The organism is Promicromonospora sp. NPDC050880, assembly GCF_044456525.1.
In the GTDB taxonomy this organism is placed as follows: Bacteria; Actinomycetota; Actinomycetes; order Actinomycetales; family Cellulomonadaceae; genus Promicromonospora.
Genome location: NZ_JBITFV010000009.1, coordinates 1 through 20,975, shown reverse-complemented (window position 1 = coordinate 20,975; position 20,975 = coordinate 1). Strand labels below are relative to the sequence as shown.

The 20,975-nt window shown below is 73.8% G+C and carries 15 protein-coding genes and 1 pseudogene; 12 read left to right on the top strand and 4 right to left on the bottom strand.

The genetic code is table 11. From position 1 onward, the window contains the following. Positions 1 to 5: 5 nt before the first annotated feature. Positions 6 to 1,322: an Nramp family divalent metal transporter gene (locus ACIBBF_RS15665; RefSeq protein WP_397414884.1), complete on the bottom strand. Its 1,317-nt coding sequence runs from the start codon at positions 1,320 to 1,322 to the stop codon at positions 6 to 8. Between the two features lie 175 nt (positions 1,323 to 1,497). On the opposite strand from ACIBBF_RS15665, the gene ACIBBF_RS15660 reads away from it, so the two are divergent. The 6 genes and pseudogenes from ACIBBF_RS15660 to ACIBBF_RS15635 all read left to right on the top strand — a co-directional run bounded on the left by ACIBBF_RS15660 (position 1,498) and on the right by ACIBBF_RS15635 (position 9,460). After that, a complete protein-coding gene (locus ACIBBF_RS15660) occupies positions 1,498 to 3,153 on the top strand; it encodes an ABC transporter substrate-binding protein (protein WP_397414882.1) in 1,656 nt (551 codons plus the stop codon). 2 nt (positions 3,154 to 3,155) lie between these two features. Beyond that, on the top strand, positions 3,156 to 4,109 hold the full coding sequence (locus ACIBBF_RS15655; RefSeq protein WP_397414879.1) for an ABC transporter permease: 954 nt from the start codon (positions 3,156 to 3,158) through the stop codon (positions 4,107 to 4,109). Beyond that, entirely contained in the window at positions 4,106 to 4,993 is an 888-nt protein-coding gene (locus tag ACIBBF_RS15650; RefSeq protein ID WP_397414876.1) for an ABC transporter permease, read from the top strand. The genes ACIBBF_RS15655 and ACIBBF_RS15650 overlap by 4 nt, the downstream gene beginning before the upstream one ends. 5 nt (positions 4,994 to 4,998) lie before the next feature. Then, positions 4,999 to 6,885: a gamma-glutamyltransferase family protein gene (locus tag ACIBBF_RS15645; protein WP_397414874.1), complete on the top strand. Its 1,887-nt coding sequence runs from the start codon at positions 4,999 to 5,001 to the stop codon at positions 6,883 to 6,885. A gap of 273 nt (positions 6,886 to 7,158) precedes the next feature. Further along, a pseudogene (locus ACIBBF_RS15640) lies at positions 7,159 to 8,694 on the top strand (dipeptide ABC transporter ATP-binding protein); the annotation flags it as partial. Between the two features lie 55 nt (positions 8,695 to 8,749). After that, positions 8,750 to 9,460: a GntR family transcriptional regulator gene (locus ACIBBF_RS15635; RefSeq protein ID WP_397414871.1), complete on the top strand. Its 711-nt coding sequence runs from the start codon at positions 8,750 to 8,752 to the stop codon at positions 9,458 to 9,460. Here ACIBBF_RS15635 and ACIBBF_RS15630 read toward each other — a convergent pair. The 3 genes from ACIBBF_RS15630 to ACIBBF_RS15620 all read right to left on the bottom strand — a co-directional run bounded on the left by ACIBBF_RS15630 (position 9,446) and on the right by ACIBBF_RS15620 (position 13,469). Continuing rightward, the gene (locus ACIBBF_RS15630) at positions 9,446 to 11,221 is read right to left on the bottom strand and encodes a glycosyltransferase family 61 protein (RefSeq protein ID WP_397414868.1); all 1,776 of its coding nucleotides are present in this window, start codon (positions 11,219 to 11,221) and stop codon (positions 9,446 to 9,448) included. The genes ACIBBF_RS15635 and ACIBBF_RS15630 overlap by 15 nt on opposite strands. Positions 11,222 to 11,328: 107 nt before the next feature. After that, positions 11,329 to 12,828, bottom strand: coding sequence for an amidohydrolase family protein (locus ACIBBF_RS15625; protein WP_397414865.1), 1,500 nt, complete (start codon positions 12,826 to 12,828; stop codon positions 11,329 to 11,331). Further along, positions 12,825 to 13,469 (bottom strand): FMN-binding negative transcriptional regulator, encoded by a 645-nt coding sequence (locus ACIBBF_RS15620; protein WP_397414863.1) that lies wholly within the window; start codon positions 13,467 to 13,469, stop codon positions 12,825 to 12,827. The genes ACIBBF_RS15625 and ACIBBF_RS15620 overlap by 4 nt, the downstream gene beginning before the upstream one ends. Before the next feature lie 161 nt (positions 13,470 to 13,630). On the opposite strand from ACIBBF_RS15620, the gene ACIBBF_RS15615 reads away from it, so the two are divergent. From ACIBBF_RS15615 to ACIBBF_RS15590, 6 genes are read left to right on the top strand one after another with little or no spacing between them, the layout of a single operon-like run. Continuing rightward, positions 13,631 to 15,241, top strand: coding sequence for an ABC transporter substrate-binding protein (locus ACIBBF_RS15615; protein WP_397414860.1), 1,611 nt, complete (start codon positions 13,631 to 13,633; stop codon positions 15,239 to 15,241). Next, positions 15,238 to 16,662, top strand: a complete 1,425-nt coding sequence (locus ACIBBF_RS15610; RefSeq protein ID WP_397414857.1) for a M14 family zinc carboxypeptidase — start codon at positions 15,238 to 15,240, stop codon at positions 16,660 to 16,662. Before ACIBBF_RS15615 ends, ACIBBF_RS15610 begins: the two co-directional genes overlap by 4 nt. Continuing rightward, positions 16,659 to 17,585, top strand: coding sequence for an ABC transporter permease (locus ACIBBF_RS15605; RefSeq protein ID WP_397414854.1), 927 nt, complete (start codon positions 16,659 to 16,661; stop codon positions 17,583 to 17,585). The genes ACIBBF_RS15610 and ACIBBF_RS15605 overlap by 4 nt, the downstream gene beginning before the upstream one ends. Then, positions 17,578 to 18,489, top strand: coding sequence for an ABC transporter permease (locus ACIBBF_RS15600; protein WP_397414851.1), 912 nt, complete (start codon positions 17,578 to 17,580; stop codon positions 18,487 to 18,489). The genes ACIBBF_RS15605 and ACIBBF_RS15600 overlap by 8 nt, the downstream gene beginning before the upstream one ends. Positions 18,490 to 18,511: 22 nt before the next feature. After that, positions 18,512 to 19,039 (top strand): GbsR/MarR family transcriptional regulator, encoded by a 528-nt coding sequence (locus ACIBBF_RS15595; RefSeq protein ID WP_397414849.1) that lies wholly within the window; start codon positions 18,512 to 18,514, stop codon positions 19,037 to 19,039. Next, positions 19,036 to 20,721, top strand: coding sequence for a dipeptide ABC transporter ATP-binding protein (locus ACIBBF_RS15590; protein WP_397414846.1), 1,686 nt, complete (start codon positions 19,036 to 19,038; stop codon positions 20,719 to 20,721). Before ACIBBF_RS15595 ends, ACIBBF_RS15590 begins: the two co-directional genes overlap by 4 nt. The last annotated feature ends 254 nt before the right edge of the window (positions 20,722 to 20,975 follow it).

Genomic DNA, 20,975 nt, shown 5'->3' with positions numbered 1-20,975 from the left:
GGAGATCAGCCCCCGAACACCGGCGCCACCGCCTTGATCAGCTCGTTCCCGCCCAGGACCAGGAACATCGCCGCCACCAGCACCAGGATCACGTTGACCCACCAGCGGTTGCGCCACTGCGCCGGCACGGCCTTCGAGTTCATGAGGAACAGGAGCGTCAGCGCCAGGAACGGCATGAACAGGGAGCCGAGCGCGCCGTAGAGCACGACGAGCAGGATCGGCTTGTCCAGGAACAGCAGCAGCATCGGCGGGAACGTGAGCCACAGGATGTACCAGCGGTAGTAGGTGCCGCCCGCGCCCCGGCGCCGGTCGTCGGCGGGCAGGTTGCGCATGGTGGCCACGAAGTCGGCGAACATGAGCGACACGCCGTGCCAGACCCCGATCACCGACGAGAACGTCGCCGCGAAGAAGCCCACCAGGAACAGCGGCGCCATGAAGGCGCCGTACCGCTGGGCCAGCACGTCCGCGACGTCGACCAGCCCCTGCTCGCCGTCGGCCACGGCCAGGCCGGCCGAGTACAGCAGCTCCGAGCCCACGATCAGCATGGAGATCACGAAGACGCCGGACATCACGTACGCCCAGGCGTTGTCGAGGCGCATCACGCGCATCCACCGTGGCGTGTCCCAGCCCTTCTCGGTGAGCCAGTAGCCGTAGGCGGCCAGGGTGATCGTGCCGCCGACGCCGCCCGCGAGGCCGAGCGTGTTCAGCACGGCACCCTCCGGGATGATCGGCACGAGGCCGGCCGCGATCTCACCCAGGTTGGGCGTGGTCAGCACCGCCGAGCCCACGACGGTCACGAACATGACGCCGATGAGGACCGCCATGACGTTCTCGAACGGCTTGTACTTGCCGAACCAGACCAGCAGCAGGCCGGCGACGCCGGCCAGCATGGCCCAGTACCGCACCTCGACCCCGGGGAACAGCCCGTTCAGCGCCAGGCCGACGCCGGACATCGCCGCCGCGCCGTAGCTGAAGCCCCACACCACCACGTAGACGCCGAAGTAGACGACGGCCCACAGGCCGAGCGACTTCCAGCCGTCGAAGATGGTGCGGCCTGTCGCGAGCGTCCAGCGGCCCGCGCCCTCGACCAGCGCGATCTTGACGACGACGCCGAGGATCACCGCCCACAGCAGCGCGTACCCGTAGTTGCTGCCGGCGACCATGGTGGCGACGAGGTCACCGGCGCCGATGCCGGTCGCCGCCACGACGAGGCCGGGACCGATGATCCGCCAGCGAGGCTTCTCGACCGCGCCCTCGTACCCGGCCTCAGCCGTCGCCTCCGTGCCGCCTTGGCGCAAAGTGACCTCATTGTCCTTTTCCATGGCGTGACTCTACCCAGAGGATTCACCCGCCGGAAAGCCTGCGCCCGGCCGCGTCGCGAGGGCGTGGACCGTGTCACCGAGGTTTAACAGGACTGCAACACATTGCATACACACAGTTGAATCAACGAGTGATTGTATGCAATCGTCCCTGTCAGACCCGGATTGGATTCTCCCAGTGCGCACTCCTCCGCCGCGGCTGCGCGGCCCGCTCGCCCCCGCCGCCGGTCTCCTGGCCGCGGCCCTCGTCCTGTCCGGGTGCCAGGAGGTGCAGACCAGCACCGGACCCGCCCAGGAGACGGCCGACGTCACCGGCACCTCCCTGGAGGGCCGCACGATCACCGAGGGCGGCGACCTCGTCATGGCGCTGTCCGCCGAGCCCGACGTGCTCGACCCCACGACCTCCTCGTCGCTCTACACGCGCTACGTCATGGAGACGATGTGCGAGAAGCTCTACGACATCGACGAGGCCGGCGAGATCGTCCCGATGCTGGCCACGGAGCTCCCGGAGGTCTCGCAGGACGGTCTCACGGTCACGTTCCCGCTCAAGGAGGGCGTGCAGTTCGCCGACGGCACCCCCTTCGACGCCGACGCCGTCAAGACCTCGATCGAGCGCCACCTCACCAAGGAGGACTCGTCCCGGCGCAGCGAGCTCGGCCCGATCACCGAGGTGACGGCCGTGGACGAGCACACCGTCGAGATCGACTACGAGACGCCGTTCGCCCCGCTCACCGCGGTCCTGGCCGACCGGGCCGGCATGATCATGTCGCCCACGGAGCTGGAGAAGGCCGGCGACGACTTCGGCGAGCACCCCGTGTGCGTGGGCGCCTTCAAGTTCGTCGAGCGCGTGCCCCAGACGTCCATCACCGTCGAGCGCGACCCCCTGTACTACGACGCCGAGAACGTGCACCTGGACTCGATCACCTACCGCATCATCACGGACGCGAGCATCCGCGCCGCGAACCTGCGCTCCGGCGACGTGCAGGTGGCCGACACGATCTCGACCCAGGACCTCGGCGAGCTGGAGAACGACGAGAACGTCGGGCTCCTGGAGGTCGGCTCGCTGGGCTACCAGGCGATGACGGTCAACGTGGGCAACACCGACGGCGTCGGCAACCCGCCCGGCCAGATCGACACGCCGATCGCCACGGACCCGCGCGTGCGCCAGGCGCTGTCGATGGCGGTGGACCGCGAGCAGCTCGTGAAGTCGGTCTTCAACGACCGGTTCGACCCGGCCTGCTCCCCCATCTCCCCCGCGTCGCCGTTCAGCACCGACGCGAGCGAGGCCTGCCCGGAGCACGACCCTGAGGGTGCCAGGGCGCTCCTGGAGGAGGCGGGCGTGGAGGTGCCGTACGAGATCGAGATGAAGGTGACCAACACCCCCGACACCCTGCGCCTCGCGCAGGCCGTCCAGGCGTCGGTGGCCGACGGCGGCTTCGAGCTGACGATCGTGCCCGTCGAGTACTCCTCGCTGCTGGAGGTCCAGGAGCAGGGCGACTTCGACCTGCTGCAGCTCGGCTGGTCGGGCCGCGTGGACCCGCACGGCAACATGTACAACTTCCTGTCCACGGGCGCCGGCAACAACTACTCCGGGTACAGCAACCCCGAGGTCGACGACCTGCTCACCGAGGCGGCCACCGTGATCGACCCGGCCGAGCGCGCCGACCTGTACGGGCAGGTCGTCACCCAGGTCCAGGAGGACGCCCCGATCATCTACCTCTACCGGACGCGCAACCTGACCGGCCACGCCGACGAGGTCGCGGGCATCTCCACCTACGCCGACGGCGTGGTGCGGCTCAGCCACGCCGCGTTCGTCGAGGCAGGCGAAGGCTGAGGATGCGTCGTTACCTCCTCGTCCGCCTCGGCCAGTCGGCGGTCACGCTCCTGCTGGCGTCGATGGTCATCTTCCTGGGCGTGCGCCTGCTGCCCGGCGACCCCGCGCTCGCGATGGCGGGCGAGGAGGCCACGCCGGAACGGCTCGCGATGATCCGCGCCGACCTGGGCCTGGACCAGCCGGTCTGGGTGCAGTACGGGAGGTTCCTCGCCGAGGTCGCCTCGGGCGACCTCGGCGAGTCCACCCGTACCGGGGCCTCGGTCGCCGACATGATCGGTGCCACGCTGCCCGTGACCCTCTGGCTGTCCCTGTACGCGATCGTCGTCGCCGTCGTGACCGGCGTCGCGCTCGGTCTGCTCGCGGAGCGCTACCGCGGGCGCTGGCCCGAGTGGATGGCGAACGCAGCGGCCCTGACCAGCCTGTCCGTGCCGAACTTCTGGCTCGGCATGCTCGCCATCCTGTACCTGTGCGTGGGTCTGGGGCTGTTCCCGGCGTCGGGCTATGTGCCGTTGATGCAGGACCCGCTGGGCTGGCTGCTGCACCTCACCTTGCCCGCCCTGATCCTCGGCACCGGGCTGGCCGCCGTCATCATGCGGCAGACCCGCGCGTCCATGATCGAGGCCATGCGCACCGACTACGTGCGCACCGCCCGCGCCAAGGGCCTGGGCCGCTCCCGGGTGCTGCTGCGGTACGGGCTGCGCAACTCCCTGATCGTCGTGGTGACGATCGCCGGGCTCCAGCTCGGCGGGCTCATCTCCGGGGCCGTGGTGACCGAGCAGATCTTCGCCCTGCCCGGCTTCGGCAAGCTCACGCTCGACGCCGTCTTCCAGCGTGACTACCCGGTCATCCAGGCCGTCGTCGTGCTCACCACGGTGGGATACGTGCTGGTCAACCTGGCCGTGGACGTCCTGTACTCCGTCATCGACCCCCGGATCCGGGTGGGAGGCCGCTCATGACCGTTATCGAGCACAGCGATCTCGCGCCCGAGCCGGCGCCCGCCGTCGTCGGCCCGCGACGCCTGCTGTCCCGGCTGCGCACGCCGCAGGCGATCACGGGCGCCGCGATGCTCGCCGTCGTCGTGCTGGCCGGGCTGCTCGCGCCCCTGCTGGCGCCGCACGGACCCGCCGAGGTGCACTTCGACGCACCGTTCCAGGTGCCCGGCACGGTGGGTTACGCGCTCGGCACCGACGACCTGGGCCGCGACATCCTGTCCCGGATGATGTACGGCATCCGGGCCTCGCTCATGGTGGGGGTCGTGGCGGTGGGCCTCGCCGTCGTCGTCGGCACGCCGCTCGGGCTGGCCGCCGGGTACTGGCGGTGGCTGGACGGGCCCGTCTCCCGCCTGACCGACGTGACCCTGGCGTTCCCGTTCCTCATCCTCGCGGTGGGGCTGGCCGCCATCAACGGGCCGAGCCTGGCCGGGGCCGCGATCTCGCTCGGCATCGCGCAGGTGCCCACCATGGTGCGCGTGGTGCGGGCGGAGACGCTGCGGCTGGCGGAGAGCCCGTTCGTGCTGGCCGCCACCGCGATGGACGCGTCCGGTCCGCGGATCCTGGCCCAGCACATCCTGCCCAACTGCCTGTCCGCGATCATCGTCCAGGCCACGGTCATCATGCCGACGGCGGTGCTGGGCGAGGCCGTGCTCTCGTTCCTGGGGCTCGGCATCCAGCCGCCCACGCCGAGCCTGGGCATCATGCTCTCGGACGCGCAGCAGTACCTGGGCCGCGCGCCCACCGCGGCGCTGTTCCCCGGTCTCGCGATCGTGGCGCTGTGCCTCGGCTTCAACCTCCTCGGGGACGCCCTGCGCGACGCCCTCGACCCGACCACCGACCGTAAGTGAGCGTCATGACGTCCTTCACCCCGCCCGCAGCCGCCGCCACCCGACCCGATCTCAAGGGCACCTTCGGGATGGTGGGGTCCACGCACTGGATCGCCACGGCGAGCGCCCAGGCCGTCCTGGAGCGCGGCGGCAACGCCTTCGACGCCGCGGTCGCGGGCGCCTTCGTGCTCCATGTCGTGGAGCCGCACCTGAACGGGCCCGGCGGTGACATGACCGGCGTCTTCGTGACGGCGGACGAGCCGGCGCACCCGCGGGTGCTGGTGGGCCAGGGCCCGGCACCCGCCGGCGCGACCATCGAGCACTACCGGTCCGAGGGCCTCGACCTGGTGCCCGGCTCGGGGGCGCTGGCCGCGGCGGTGCCGGGCAGCGTGGACGCCTGGCTGCTGCTCCTGCGCGACCACGGCACGTGGGACCTGGGCGACGTGCTGGCCTACGCGATCGGGTACGCCCGCGACGGGCACCCGGTGCTCGGCCGGGTCAGCGCGACCGTCGCCCTGGTCGCCGACCTGTTCCGCGACCACTGGCCCACCTCGGCCGCCCGCTGGCTGCCCGACGGCGAGGTACCCGCCCCGGGAACGATCGTCACCAACCCGGAGTACGCCGACCTGCTGGACGCCGTGGTCGCCGCCGGTTCCGGGGCCACGGACCGGGCCGAGGCCATCGACCTGGCGCGCGCCGCCTGGCGCGAGCGCGTGGGCGCGGCCGTCGAGGAGTTCGTCGCCACGCCGCACCGGCACGCCGACGGCGCCGACCACGCGGGCGTCATGACCGCCGCTGACGTGGCGGCGTTCGAGGCGTCCTACGAGGACGCGACCACCGTGACCTTCCGCGGGTACACGATCGCCAAGACCGGCGCGTGGGGCCAGGGCCCCGCGCTGCTGGCCACGCTGAAGATCCTGGAGGGGATGGACGACGCCGCCCTGGACCCGTCCACGGAGCTCGGCGCCCACACGGTCCTGGAGGCGCAGAAGCTCGCGATGGCCGACCGCGACGTCTGGTACGGCGACCCGGCGGCCGACGACGTGCCGCTGGCATACCTGCTGAGCGAGGAGTACGCGGCGCGGCGCCGGGCGCTGATCGCGGACACCGCGAGCCACGAGGTGCGTCCGGGTGACGTGCCGGGCCGCCCGACGCCGCCCGTGCCGGTGCTGCGCACCGAGTACGCCACGAGCGCGCCTGCCGGGTCGCTGCCGGGTGCGCCGGGCGGCGGGGCGGCCGCAGGAGTGGGCGAGCCGACGGTGGAGGTCTCGACGGACCCGGCCCGCGGCGCGGAGCCCGACTCCCCCGAGCACACCGGCGCCACCCGCGGCGACACCTGTCACATCGACGTCGTGGACCGCTGGGGCAACATGGTCTCGGCCACGCCGTCGGGCGGCTGGCTGCAGTCCTCCCCCACGGTGCCCGGCCTCGGCTTCTGCCTGGGCACGCGGCTCCAGATGACGTGGCTGGACGAGGCGTCGCCGTCGGCCCTGACGCCCGGGCGGCGGCCGCGCACCACGCTGACGCCCACGCTCGTGCTGCGCGACGGCGAGCCGCTGATCGCGCTCGGCTCCCCCGGCGGCGACCAGCAGGACCAGTGGCAGCTCCTGTTCCTGCTCCGCGTGCTGGTGGGCGGGTACACGCCACAGCAGGCGATCGACGCGCCCGCCCTGCACACGACGTCGTTCCCCGGTTCCTTCTGGCCCCGCACGTGGACGCCGGGCGGCGCCGTGGTCGAGGACCGGCTGGGCGACGACGTCATCGCGGGCCTGGAGCGCCGCGGCCACGTCGTGACCCGCGCCGGGGACTGGGCGCTCGGCCGCCTGTCCGCCGTCACGCGGGACCCCGCCACCGGCCTCCTGGGGGCCGCCGCCAACCCGAGAGGGGCACAGGGCTATGCCGCAGGACGTTGACGCCGCACCGCTCCTGTCCGTCCGCGGACTGAACGTGTCCTACGGCGACACGCCGGTCGTGGGGGGGGGGGGGGGGGGGGGCGGGGGGGGGGGGGGGGGGGGGGGGGGGGGGGGGGGGGGGGCGGGGGCGGGGGCGGGGGGGGGGGGCGCCCGCGGGCCCCGCGCGCGCGGCCGCGGGGGGCGCCCCCCCCCCGGCCGCCCGGGGGGGGGGGGCGGGGGGGGCCCCCCCCCCCCGCGGGGGCGGGGCGCGCCGCCCCCCCCCCCGCCCCCCGCGGCGAGCGGGTGGCGATCGTGGGCCAGTCCGGCTCGGGCAAGTCCACGGTGGTCGCCGCGCTCCTGCGGCTGCTGCCCGGTGCAGGCCGCATCACGGGCGGCACGATCCAGCTCGACGGCGAGGACCTCGCCGCGGCCGGCGAGGCGCGCATGCGCACCGTCCGCGGCAGCCGGATCGCGCTGGTGCCGCAGGACCCGGGGACCAACCTCAACCCGGCCATGCGCGTGGGCGACCAGGTGGCCGACGCGCTGCGGGCCGACGGCCTGCGGGGCGCCGCCGTGCGCCGGCGCGTGGTCGAGCTGCTCGACGAGGCCGGCGTGCCCGAGCCGGAGCGGCGTGCCCGGCAGTTCCCGCACGAGTTCTCCGGCGGCATGCGGCAGCGGGTGCTCATCGCGACGGCGCTCGCGCGCGCCCCGGAGCTGCTGCTGGCGGACGAGCCGACCTCCGCCCTGGACGTCACCGTGCAGCGGCGCATCCTCGACCACCTGGTGGCGCTCGCCGAGGCGCACGGCACGGCGATGGTGCTGGTCACGCACGACCTGGGGCTGGCCGCCGACCGCGCGGACCGGGTGATCGTCATGCTCGACGGGCGGATCGTCGAGCAGGGCACGCCCGAGCAGGTGCTGCGTGCCCCGCAGCACGAGTACACCCGGCGGCTCGTCGCCGCGGCGCCCGCCGTCGTCGCCCGCACCGAGGAGCGGACGGCGCCGGCCGGGGGCGTGGGCGACCGGGGCGAGGACGACGCCGTGGTCACCGTGCGCGACCTGGTCAAGGAGTACCGGGTGCGCGGGCGCGGCGGAGTGCTGCGCGCCGCCGACCACGTGACGTTCGCGGTACCCCGCGGCGGCACGACGGCACTGGTGGGCGAGTCGGGCTCGGGCAAGACGACCGTCTCACGCATCCTGCTCGGCCTGGAGACGCCGACCTCGGGCGAGGCCCTGGTGCACGTGCGGGGCGCCGAGGGGCGCAGCATCGCCGGGGCGTCGCGCGCGCAGCGGCGGGAGCTGCGGCGCCGGGTGCAGCCGGTCTTCCAGGACCCGTACGCGTCGCTCGACCCGACGCACACCGTGGAGCGGGTGATCGACGAGCCCCTGCGGATCTTCGGCATCGGGGACCGGGCGTCCCGCGCGGCGCGGGTCGCCGAGCTGCTGGACCAGGTGGCGCTGCCGCGCGACGTCGCCCAGCGGCACCCGGGCGCGCTGTCCGGAGGGCAGCGCCAGCGGGTGGCCATCGCGCGGGCGCTGGCCCCCGGGCCGGAGCTGCTGGTGCTCGACGAGGCCGTCTCGGCGCTCGACGTGCTGGTCCAGGAGCAGATCCTGGACCTGCTGGCTGACCTGCAGGAACGGCTCGGCGTGTCGTACCTGTTCATCAGCCACGACCTCGCGGTGGTGCGCGGCATAGCGGATAATGTGGTGGTACTGCGGCAAGGCCGCGTCGAGGAGCAGGGGTCCGTCGACGACGTGTTCCACGCACCGCGTGCCGACTACACCCGAGACCTGCTAGGAGCCATCCCCGGTGCCGCCTTCGCCCGATGAGCCCGCGCTCGCCGTCCCTGCCGAACCTGCCGGGCCCGCCGGGCCCGTGAGGCCGGTGTCGGTCCAGGACGCGATCCGGCGCGACATCATCGCGGGCGTGCTGACGCCCGGCGCCCGGGTCACCGAGGCCTCGCTGGCCCAGCGGTACGACGTCTCCCGGGTCCCGGTCCGGGAGGCGCTGCGGGGGCTGGAGAGCGAGGGGTTCATCGACTCCCGCCCGCACGTCGGTTCCCGGGTCGCGCCCATCCCGGCGGGCGACGCCGACGACCTCTTCGCGGTGCGCGAGGCGCTGGAGGTGGCCACCGCGCGCGGGGCCGCCCGCCGGGCGGCGGCGCTGTACTCGGGCGACGAGAGCCCCGAGGACTGGTGGCGCATCCGCCGGGAGATCGCCGGCCTGCTCGACGCCGGGGACGCGCACGTGGCGGCCGACGACCTGGACCCGCTGGTCGCGATCAACGACCAGATCCACATCGCGATCTCCGAGCTCAGCGGCAGCGCCACCCTGACGCGGCTGCTGCGCCAGCTCTCGTGGAAGATCGAGTGGCTCTACGCCGCGGACATGCAGTCACGGGGCAAGCGCCTCTGGCCCGACCACCGCGTGATCGTGGGCGCCATCGACGCCGGCGACGGCGAGCGGGCCGCCGAGCTCATGGCCGCGCACGTGCGGGAGTCCCGCATCGGGTACCTGCTGCGGTACGGCGTCACGACGCCGAGCTCCGACCCCGAGGTGGCGGCCGAGGTGGCCCGGCGGTCAGCGACCGCCTGACCGGCTCAGCCCGAACATCCGCCGGGGCGCGAGCGACCGCAGCAGGGCGTCGAGCGCCGGGCCGTCCCGTTCCACGTCGAACACGTAGTCCGCGTGGAACGGGTTGTAGGCCGGGGCCGGGCCGTCCGCGCCGTCCTCGCCCTCCCCGGGGGGCACGGGGTCGCACCAGAAGTAGTGCAGGTCGCCCCCGTACAGGGCCGCGATGTGGTACTCGTTCGTGGCCCAGTAGCTCTTGGAGGCCAGCACGACGCGCGTGGCCGGGCCCGCCGAGAACACCGTGTTGATCAGTCCCGAGCCGGCATACCCGGCGATCGTGGTCACGGTCGAGAACAGCCGGGCCTGGTCGGGCAGCGTGAGGTCCTCGGGGTAGACCACCGTGAAGCCGGCCTTGCGGAACCGCCGCTCCACCTCGTCGCCGTTGAGGCAGCGCCGGCGCGCCGCGGCACGCCGCGAGACGAACACCCGCTGCGGCAGGGGGTCGTCCCCCGCCCGCGGCAGCAGGCCGGCCACCACCCGCGCCCAGACGTCACGCGCCACCGGGCTGAGGAACTGCGGCTGCTGGAACGCCTGGGTCGCCGTGACCAGCCGCTCGGCACGGACCGGGCCGGTGATCACGTGGACCCGTTCGGGACCGATGCCGAACGCCGCCAGGAGCTCGTACGTGTAGCCGGGCACCTCGCCGGTCTCCGTGCTCGGGCTGAGGAGCACCTTGAGGTCGGGGTACTCGGCCAGCGCCGCGTCCCAGGCCCACAGCTTGGACAGGTCGTGCGTGATGACGTGCCCGTAGTGGCCGGGCACCTGGTTGTCCAGGTGGTAGTAGGTGCCCGGCAGGTCGGCGGGCGCGCCGTCGTCCGCCTCGAGCGCGGAGAAGTCGTGACCGTGGTACCGCATGCCGAACGTCTTGCGCGCCGGCTGCCAGGGCAGGAAGTAGGACGTGGGCAGCAGCAGCCGCTCCAGCACCGCGACCTGCTGCGGGGCCACCAGCACGTGGTCGTAGGCCGTGCAGGTGAGCTCGCCCACCTCGATGGTCCCGCTCAGGCGCTCGGCGGCGAGCCCGGCGTCGCTGGACCAGACGGTCGACGCGGACTCGTGCCGTTCCGGCGCGACGCGCGCGATCACCCGCGGTTCGACGCCCCGGGCCGCGAGAGCCACCCGGGTGTCGTCCACGCCGAGCTTGATCACGTGCTCCCCGCTCTTGCGCAGCACGAGCAGCTCCTCGTCGACGGCGACGCCCGCCAGCGCGCGCCCGAGGCCCAGCTCGAGGGCCGTGCTCAGGGCGCGCCGCCGCGGCGTCGGCAGGGCCCGGCGGCGGGCGAGCTCGCGGACCTCGTCGACCAGGTCGCCGTCCTCGGGCCGGTGCCCGGGCTCCTGGCGCGTGACGTACCGGCCGCCGTCGGCCAGGGTGAGGAACGCGCGGTGGAACGTGGCGCGGACGGCCTCCGGCCGGCCGGCACGCAGGTCGACGACAAGGTCGGCCGGCACCAGGCCGGCGAGGGCGAGCAGCACGTCGTGGTCGTCGTCGAACCGCAGCAGACCGAAGGCCGGGTTCCGCACGTCGGGCAGCCACCCCTCGGACAGGACCGTGAGGTCCGCACCGGGGTAGCGCTCCCGGACGCGGCGGCCCAGGACGACCGGGCGGTCGTCGCAGATCAGGACGAGGGTGCGGACCTCCGTGGGGGCGACTGCTCGTTCCAGGGTGTCGAGCAGCCGGCGGGTGACGGCCGGCTGCTCGCGCTCCGAGCCGGTTTCGGGATCGCTCATCGGTACCTTCGGGCAGGGGACGCCGGACCGGGCTCGGCCGGCCCGCCCATCGTCCGTCGGGCCCTGCCGACCCGCCACAGCAGCCCGTGAAGAGGCCGGCCCCGAGGTCAGAGCGCCCGGTGCGTCCAGCGGCCCGACAGGAGCGTGCCCGCCACCGGCATCTCCCGGAGCGCCACCGCGGCAGTCTCCGCACCGGCCGTCAGCGGGTCGGCGTCCAGCACCACCAGGTCGGCGGGTGCTCCCGCCGTCGGGCGCAGGCCGCGGCCGTCGGTGGAGGCCGCCAGGGCGGTCGCCAGGCCGATTCGCTGCTCGGGGTGCCAGGCCGGACGGCCGTCGCGCGTGCGGCGCACGGCCGCCGCGACCGCGATCCACGGGTCGAGGGGTGCCACCGGCGCGTCCGAGCCGAGAGCCAGCACGGCCCCGGCGCCGGCCAGGGCGCCGTACGGGAAGGCGCGGCCGGTGCGGCCGGCCCAGTGCCGGTCGGCGACGTCGCGGTCGTCCAGGGCGTGCTCGGGCTGGACGGACGCGACGACGCCGAGCTCGGCGAAGCGCGCCAGGTCGGCGTCGTCGAGGAGCTGCGCGTGCTCGACCGAGCCGCGTGCCCCCGAGGCGGCGAAGGCGTCCAGGGCGAGGGTGTTGGCGTGGTCGCCGATCGCGTGGATGGCACAGCGCAGGCCGCCGGCGTGGGCGCGCCGCATGAGCGGGACCAGCTCGGCCGGCGGCACGGAGAGGATCCCGTGCGCCTCGGGCCCGGTCAGGCCCGGGTAGGGATCGTGGCAGTAGGCGGTGCGGGTGTTGAGCGAGCCGTCGGTCACCACCTTGTACGGCCCCTGCTCCAGCAGCCCGCCGGTACCGGGCAGCACGTCGCCGGTGCGCAGTCCCTCCGCGAGCACGTCGTCCAGCCAGGACGTCCAGACACCGGCGCGCACGCGCAGGCCGTCGAACCCGGCACGGAACCGGCGCCGCCAGGCCGTCAGGTTGTCGGTGATCTCCAGGTCGACGACGCCGACCACGCCACGTGCGGCCGCTGCCGCGGCGGCGTCGGCCACCCAGGCGTCCGCGAGGTGGTCCGGCACCCGGTCCACGGCGGCGGCCAGCGGCAGCCACTCGGCCTCGCGCAGGACCCCGGTCGGGTGGGTCCCGACACCCACGAACCGCAGCCCGGCCGTGCTGAGCCAGGCGCAGTGCAGGTCGCCGGACACGAGCACGACGGGCACCTCGCCCACCGCCTCGTCGAGCAGCGCGGCGGTGGGGACGTCGGGCCACAGCGCGTCCCGGAACCCGTAGCCGACCAGCGCCGTGCCGGGCTCGGGCGGCCGCTGCGCGAGCCGGTCGCGCACCAGCGCGACGACCTCAGCCGCCGATCCCGCGCCCGACAGGTCGAGCCGGCGCCGCACCAGCGCCCACTGGGTGAGGTGCACGTGCGCGTCCCACAGGCCGGGCAGGACGAACCGCCCGCCGAGATCGACCCGCTCCACCCCGCTGTCACCCGGCCGTCCGGCCGCCGCGACACCCGCAACCACCCCGTCCCGGACCAGCACGTCCACGAGCCCGTCCGCGGGGCCGTCCCCCACCAGGCGGGCGTTCGTCAGGAGCAGAGCCGTCATGGCGCGTCCGCCGGGCGGCGGGCCAGCTCCGCGCGGACCTCGTCCGCGAGCGCCGGCTGCGCGTAGTGCGGGTCCGTCTCCAGCGCCGCCACGACCCGTTCCACCACCTCGCGCGGCTTGTCCTGGCTCAGCTTGGCCTTGCCCTGCCAGCGGACGACGCGCAGGCGGAACCCGGCGGCGCCCTTGGCGATGCGGTGCGCGTACTCCTCGACGGCGGGGAGCCGCACGGGCTCGGGCATGACGGACTCGTACCGGTCGACGGTGTCGGACAGCACGGCGTACGTCTCCTGCGGCCCGAGCAGCTCGACGGTGCAGTACAGGTGCACCGCGAGGTAGTCCCAGGTGGGTACGGCCGGCGTCATCGCGTACCAGCCGGGCGAGACGTAGCCGTGCGGGCCCTGGACGACCAGCAGCGACTCGCGGCCGCTGTCGAGCGAGTGGAGCACCTCGTCGGGCCGGCCGACGTGGGTGAGCAGGCTCATCGGCTCGCCCGGCGCCGTCTCCTCCAGCAGCACGGGCAGGTGGGAGGCGACCGGGGCGCCGTCGTCGGCCACGGAGACGAGGGTGGCCCAGCCGTGGTCGCGGACGAGGTCGCGCACGCGGGCCTCGTCCTGGATCTCGTAGTCGCTCGTGTGGATCACAGGGGTATCGAACCACTCCCGGGGGGCCTGGACGTGTGACCGCCGCGTAAAACTTTCATTTCCTTCTGAAACTTCATTGACCTTGATCGGCGAGGTGCGCTCAACTGTTCGGCACCCGAGCTGGACCCGGTGCGCGAGAGCGCACTACCCGTGGAGGAACCATGAACCCGAGACACCGGCCGCTCCCCCCTCTGGCGACCGTCCTCGCGCTGACGCTGGCCCTGTCCGCCTGCGGCACGGCCGGAGCCGACGACGACGCCGGCACCGGCGGCGGCGGATCGATCAGCGTCGCCGTCACCGACCCGCTGCAGACGATCCCCGCCCGCCAGACCGTGGCCTACGACCTGAACATGGCCGTCTGGTCACCCCTGACCTGGGTCGACGCCGACGGTGAGCTCACCTACGTGGCCGCCGAGTCCATCGAGTCGGACGACGCCACCACCTGGACGGTCACGCTGCGCGACGGCTGGACGTTCCACGACGGCACGCCGGTCACCGCCCAGTCGTACGTCGACTCCTGGAACGCCGTCGCCTACGGGCCGGACGCGTTCGAGAACTCGGGCCAGCTCGCCGGGATCACGGGGTACGACGACCTGAACCCCGCCGAGGGCGAGCCGAAGACCACCGAGATGTCCGGCCTGGAGGTGACGGGCGACCTGACCTTCACGGTGACGCTGGAGGGCCCGGACGGCCAGTTCCCGATGCAGGTCAGCCAGGCGCAGACCGCCATGTACCCGATGCCCGCCTCCGCCCTGGAGGACATGGACGCCTACAACCGGCACCCCGTGGGCAACGGCCCGTTCGCCGTGGTGGGTGACTACGTGGAGAACGAGCCCATCGAGACCGAGGCGTACGCGGACTACCAGGGCCCGGAGCCGACGGTCGACGCCATCACGTTCGTGCCCTACGCCGACGCCACCACCGCGTACACCGACGTCCAGGCGGGCAACATCGACGTCGCGAGCGTTCCGGCGGCGCGCCTGCCGCAGGCCTCCGCCGACTTCGGCGACCGCCTGTACACGTTCGACGCCCCGGGCATCTCCTACCTCGGCCTGCCGCTGTGGGACGAGCGGTACTCCGACGTGCGGGTGCGCCAGGCCATCTCCATGGCCATCGACCGCGACACCATCTCCGAGGTGGTCTACGGCGGCCTGTACACACCGGCCACCGCGTTCACGCCGGCCGTCGAGGCGGGCACGCCCGAGGGCATCTGCGGCGAGTTCTGCGAGTACGACCCGACCGCCGCCAAGGCGCTGCTGGACGAGGCCGGCGGGTTCGACGGCACCATCGACATCTACTTCCCGGGCGGCATCGGGCTCGACGAGCTGTACAAGGCCATCGCCAACCAGCTGCGGCAGAACCTGGGCGTCGAGGCCGTCGCCACGCCGAGCGCCGACTGGGCCGAGTTCTCCGAGAAGCGCACGGCCGGCGACATCGACGGGCCGTTCTTCTCCCGCTGGGGCGCTCTCTACCCCAGCCAGCAGAACACGCTGCGCTCGTTCTACGTCGAGAACGGCGGCTGCCCCAACTGCATCCCCTACTACGAGGACGACGTGGCCGACCTGATCGCGGCCGCCGACGCCGAGGCGGACCCGGACGCGGCGGCCGAGGCGTACGCGGCGGTGCAGGAGCGCCTCCTGGCGGACTTCCCCGCGCCCCCGCTGTTCTTCGAGACGTACTCCTACGTCACCTCCGAGCGGGTCGCCGAGCTGCCGACGTCGGCGGTCGGCAACCCGACGTTCTCCGCCGTCGTGCTCGCCGAGGGCGCATGAGCCGCCCGCTGACCGACGGGGGTCTCGACGCGGGCCTGCTCGACGACGTGCTCGACCGGGCCCGCGCCGTCCCCCCGACCACCGACTTCCCCACCGTCGACGCCTTGCTGGACTGGTTCGCGGCCCTGGCCGACGACCACCCGGCGGTCGTCCGGCGGCGGCGCGTGGGCACGTCGCGGCTCGGGGAGCCGATCGAGATGTTCTCGGTGGGCGACGGGCCGCGGCCGCACCTGCTGTTCGCGGGCGTGCACCCCAACGAGCCCATCGGGTTCCGCACGCTGCAGCACCTGGCCGCCGAGCTGGTGGCCGACCCTGGGCTGCGCGCGGCCACGGACGCCACGTGGCACCTCGTGCCCTGCATCGACCCGGACGGCACCCGGCTCAACGAGTCCTGGTTCGGCGACCCCGCCGACCGGGCCGCCTACGCGCGGGGCTTCTACCGCCCCGCGCCGGCGGAACAGGTGGAGTGGACGTTCCCGTTCGCCTACGAGGACGCGTACTTCGACGACGTGATCCCGGAGACCCAGGCGCTCATGCGCCTGATCGACGAGCTGCGCCCGGAGCTGATGGTCAGCCTGCACAACGCGGAGCTCGGCGGCGTGTACTACTACCTCAGCGAGGACCTGCCCGACGCCGTCGGGCCGCTGCACGCCGTGCCCGCGGCGCTGGGCCTGCCGCTCGACACGGGTGAGCCGGAGTCGCCGGCGCTGGAGCTGCTCGCCCCGGCGGTGTACCGCGCGGGCTCGACCCGGGACGAGTACGACTACCTGAAGTCGCTCGGCCTCGACGCCGCGTCGCTGGTCGGCGGCGAGGGGTCGGCGGCCTACGCCCGGCGGCACGGCACGGTCACCCTGATCGCCGAGCTGCCGTACTGGTCGCACCCGTCGGCGGACGACACGAGCGAGACGTCCGCCGACTACGCCGACGTCGTCCGGGCCAAGGCCGAGGCGCTCGTCGAGCTCGGCACCACCCTGACGGGGCTCCTGGACGAGGCCCGGGACGACCTCACGCTGCGCAGCCCGTTCCTGCGGGCCAGCGAGGCGTTCGTGCCGATGATGACCCAGTCCGGCACCAGCGAGCTCGCCCGCGCCGCCCGGCTGCCGGCACGACCCGCGACCGGCGCCGAGGTGTTCAGCAGCGAGGAGGTGGTGCGGATGTTCCGGCTGCGGTTCGGCGGCATGCTCGTCCGCGCGCTGGAGGCACAGGCCGGGGCCGGTCTCGCCACGGCCCGGCTGCGCCGCGTGCACACCCGGGCCCGGGCGGTCTACGACGCGTGGCTCGCCGACGCACAGGCCGTGACCGGCCTGGAGGTGCTGCCGGTCGAGCGGCTCGTGGGCGTGCAGTACGGCGCCACGCTCGCCGTGTCGCACGTGCTCGCCGCCCGGGACGGCCGGGCGGGCACCGGGGGCGGACGCCGATGACCCGGCGCATCGCCCGGCGTCTGGTGGACCTGCTCGTGGTCTTCCTCGGCGTGACGCTGATCATCTACCTCATGGTGTTCGCCCTGCCCGGGGACCCGATCGCCGCGCTCGGCGGGGACCGGCCCCTGGCACCGAACGTGGTGGCCGAGCTGCGCGAGCGGTACCACCTGGACGAACCCGTGCTCCAGCAGTACCTGCGCTACCTCGGCGGGCTGCTCCAGGGCGACCTCGGCACCACGTTCCAGGGCCAGTCCGTGGCCGACCGGATGGCGCTGCGCTGGCCCGTCACCATCACGCTGGCCCTGACCGCCTGGGGCATCGAGGTGCTCCTCGGCGTGCTGCTCGGCCTGTTCGCCGGTCTGCGGGCTGGCACCGCCGGCGACCGCCTCGTGCTGGCCGGCACCGTGGTGGCCACCTCGATCCCCGTGTTCGTGCTGGCCGTGTCCGCGCAGCTCTGGCTCGGCGTGGAGCTCGGCTGGTTCCCCGTCGCGGGCACCGGCGAGGGCTGGCCGACGGCGTACCTGCTGCCCGCCGCGGTCGTCGCCGTGTTCGGGCTCGCCTCCGTGGCCCGGCTCATGCGTGGCTCCGTCATGGAGACGCTCCGCACCGACTTCGTGCGCACGCTGCGGGCCAAGGGCCTGCGCGAGCGCCAGGTGGTCGGGGTGCACGTGCTGCGCAGCTCGTCGATCCCCGTGCTCACCTTCCTCGCGATCGACCTCGGCTACCTGCTGGGCGGCACCGTCGTCGTGGAGGGCGTGTTCAACCTGCCCGGTGTCGGGCAGCTCCTGTTCCAGGCGATCCGCGCGCACGAGGGACCCACCATCGTCGGGGTGTCCACGGCGCTGATCCTCGTGTTCCTGCTGACCAACCTGCTCGTCGACCTGCTCGCCTCCGTCCTCGACCCGAGGATCCGCCATGACTGAACCGCTGCGTGAACCCCTGACCGAACCCTCTGCTCCCGGGGACGCGCCGGCCGCCGTGCGCCGCGGTGCCTGGCGCACCCTGCGCCGTCGGCCCCTGTTCTGGGTGGCCGCGGGCGTGCTGGTCGTGCTCGCGCTGGTCGCCCTGGTCCCGTCGGCGTTCGCCGGCTGGTTCGGCCACCCCGACCCGCGGGCCTGCGACCTGGCCGCGAGCGCCCAGCCGCCCGGCGCCGGCCACGTGCTCGGCACGGACGTGCAGGGCTGCGACGTGTGGGCGAACGTCGTGTACGGCACCCGCGCGTCCCTCACCGTCGGGCTGCTGTGCACCGCCCTCGCCCTGCTCGTCGCGCTCGTGGTCGGCACCCTGGCCGGGTACTACGGCGGCGTGCTGGACCGGGTGGTCGCCCGGCTGACCGACGTGTTCCTCGGGTTCCCGTTCCTGCTCGGCGCGGTGGTGGTGCTGACGTCGGTCGGCACCCGGTCCGCCGTCACCGTGGCGCTCGTGCTCGCGCTGTTCTCGTGGCCCACCATGGCCCGGCTCGTCCGGGGCTCGGTGCGTGCGGTGCGCGACGCGCCCTACGTCGAGGCGGCGCGGGCCATGGGCCTGCCGGACCGGCGGATCGTGGCCCGGTACGTGCTGCCGAACGCGCTCGGCCCCGTGCTGGCGGTCGCCACGACGATGGTGGGCGGCGTCATCGTCGCGGAGTCCACGCTGACGTTCCTGGGCCTCGGCCTGAACGCGCCGTCGATCTCGTGGGGCCTGCAGCTCTCCAGCGCGCAGTCCTACTTCCAGACCTCGCCGCACATGCTCGTGGCGCCCGGCGTCGTGCTCACCGTCACCGTGCTGGCGATGATCACCCTGGGTGACGTGCTGCGCGACGTCCTCGACCCCAGGGGTCGATCGTGAACCCGGCTCCTAGGGTGGCCCCATGACCAGCCACACCCCCGCTGACCAGCCCGCCGACGAGCCGACCCTCGACGCCGCCGCCGAGCACTTCGTGGAGCAGTTCGCCCTGACGTGGACCGCCTCGCACAGCCCGCGCATGGAGGGCCGGATCGTCGGCCTGCTGATGATCGTGGACCGGCCCTACCTGTCCTCGCAGCAGATCGCCCACCTGCTCAAGGCGAGCGCCGGGGCGGTCTCCACCGGGACCCGGCGGCTGGTCGAGACGGGGTTCGTCAAGCGGCACTCGGTACTCGGCGACCGGCAGCACTACTTCCGCGTCGAGGACGACATCTGGGGCAGCTTCCTGGCGGGCGAGCGGGCCTACCTCGGCCACCTGGGCCGGGTGATCGACGACGGCCTCGCGATCGCCGGCGACGCCGAGGGCCCGCACAAGCGGCTCGTCAACGCACGCAACTACATGGAGTGGCTCGCCGGCTACCACCGCAAGATGCTCGCCGACTGGGAGGCGTACCGCGACGCCCAGCCGGCCGACGGAACAGGAGAACCGTGACCGACGCCGCCCCCGCGCCTGCGCCCGTGCTCGCGCCCGTGCTCGCCGTCCGCGACCTGACGGTCACCTTCCGCGTCGACGACGGGCGCGCGCCCGACGTGCACGCCGTGCGAGGTGTCTCCTTCCACGTGCTGCCGGGTGAGGTACTCGCCGTCGTCGGCGAGTCCGGCTCCGGCAAGAGCGTGACCTCGCTCGCCCTGCTGGGCTTGCTCGGCCGGCACGCCACCGTGGGCGGCAGCGCGCTCCTGGGCTGCGAGGGCCAGGAGCCCACCGAGCTGATCGGCCTCGACCGGCGTGCCCTGCAGGACGTGCGCGGCCGGCGCGTCGCGATGGTCTTCCAGGACTCGTCGAACGCGCTCGACCCCGTGTTCACCATCGGGTTCCAGCTCGACGAGATGCTGCGGCGGCACGCGCCCGACCTGACCCGCGCGCAGCGCCGCGACCGTGCGGTCGAGCTGCTGCGCATGGTCGAGCTGCCCGACCCGGCCGGGCGCCTGCGGTTCTACCCGCACCAGCTCTCGGGCGGTCAGGCGCAACGGGTGATGATCGCGATGGCGCTGGCCTGCGACCCCGAGGTGCTGCTCGCCGACGAGCCCACCACCGCGCTCGACGTGACCGTCCAGCGCGAGGTGCTCGACGTGCTGCGCCGGCTGCGCGAGCGGGTGTCCACGTCGATCGTGCTGATCACGCACGACATGGGCGTCGTGGCCGACCTCGCCGACCGCGTGGTGGTCATGCGGCACGGCGAGGTGGTCGAGACGGCGCCCGTGCGCCGGCTCTTCGCCGCGCCGGAGGCGGCCTACACCCGCCAGCTCCTGGCGGCCGTGCCGCGTGTGGGGACCCCCGAACGGCCGAGCGGCGCCGTCGGGACGGACCGGCCCGCCCTCGCGTTCGAGGACCTGGTGGTCGAGTACCGCGACCGGCGCGGGCGGACCGTGCGCGCCGTCGACGGGGTCACGCTGGACGTTCGCCCCGGCGAGATCGTCGCCCTGGTCGGCGAGTCGGGGTCCGGGAAGTCGTCGATGGGCCGCTGCGCGCTGGGCCTGGCCCCCGTGTCCTCCGGCACGGTGAGCGTGGTCGGCACGCGCCTCGGCCAGGACCCGCCGCGGGCCGTGCGCGCCGCCCGGTCGCGGGTCGGCGTGGTGTTCCAGAACCCGGCCGCTTCCCTGAACCCGCGGTACTCGATCGGGGAGTCGGTCGCCGAGCCGCTGGCCGTGCACGCGGGACTGCGCGGTGCGGAGCTGGAACGGCGCACCGCGGAGCTGCTGGAGAGCGTCGAGCTGCCGGCGTCCTGGGTGTCGCGGTATCCGCACGAGCTGTCCGGCGGGCAGCTCCAGCGCGTGTCCATCGCACGCGCGATCTCGCTGGGCCCCGAGCTGCTCATCGCCGACGAGCCGACGTCGGCCCTCGACGTCTCCGTGCAGGCCACGGTGCTGGAGGTGTTCCGCGAGGTGCAGCAGTCGCTCGGGTTCGCCTGCCTGTTCATCAGCCACGACCTGGCGGTGGTGGACGAGCTCGCCGACCGCGTCGCCGTGCTGCACCAGGGCCGGCTGGTCGAGTCGGGGCCGCGGACGCGGGTGCTGGGGCAGCCGGAGCAGGACTACACCCGGCGGCTGCTCGCGGCGGCACCGGTCCCGGACCCGGTGGCGCAGGCGGACCGGCGGGCGCTGAGTGCGCGGTAGCCAGGTGCAGGTTCCTGCAACCGGCGCTCCGCGTGGCGGAGCATGCTCCGTTCATGATGAGACGAGGAGTTGTGAGCGCGCTGACGCTGCTGACGATGGTCTTCGCAGCGCCGGCGCGGGCCGTGGCCATCGAGTACAACGTGGCGATCGACCACTAGGTGTGATGTCCAGGGAGGTTGTTCCTGGATTCGGGCGACACGCGCTCGGGGTTAGGGGCTGAGGAAGGCCTCCGGTAGTGGAGTGGAGTTGTCGAG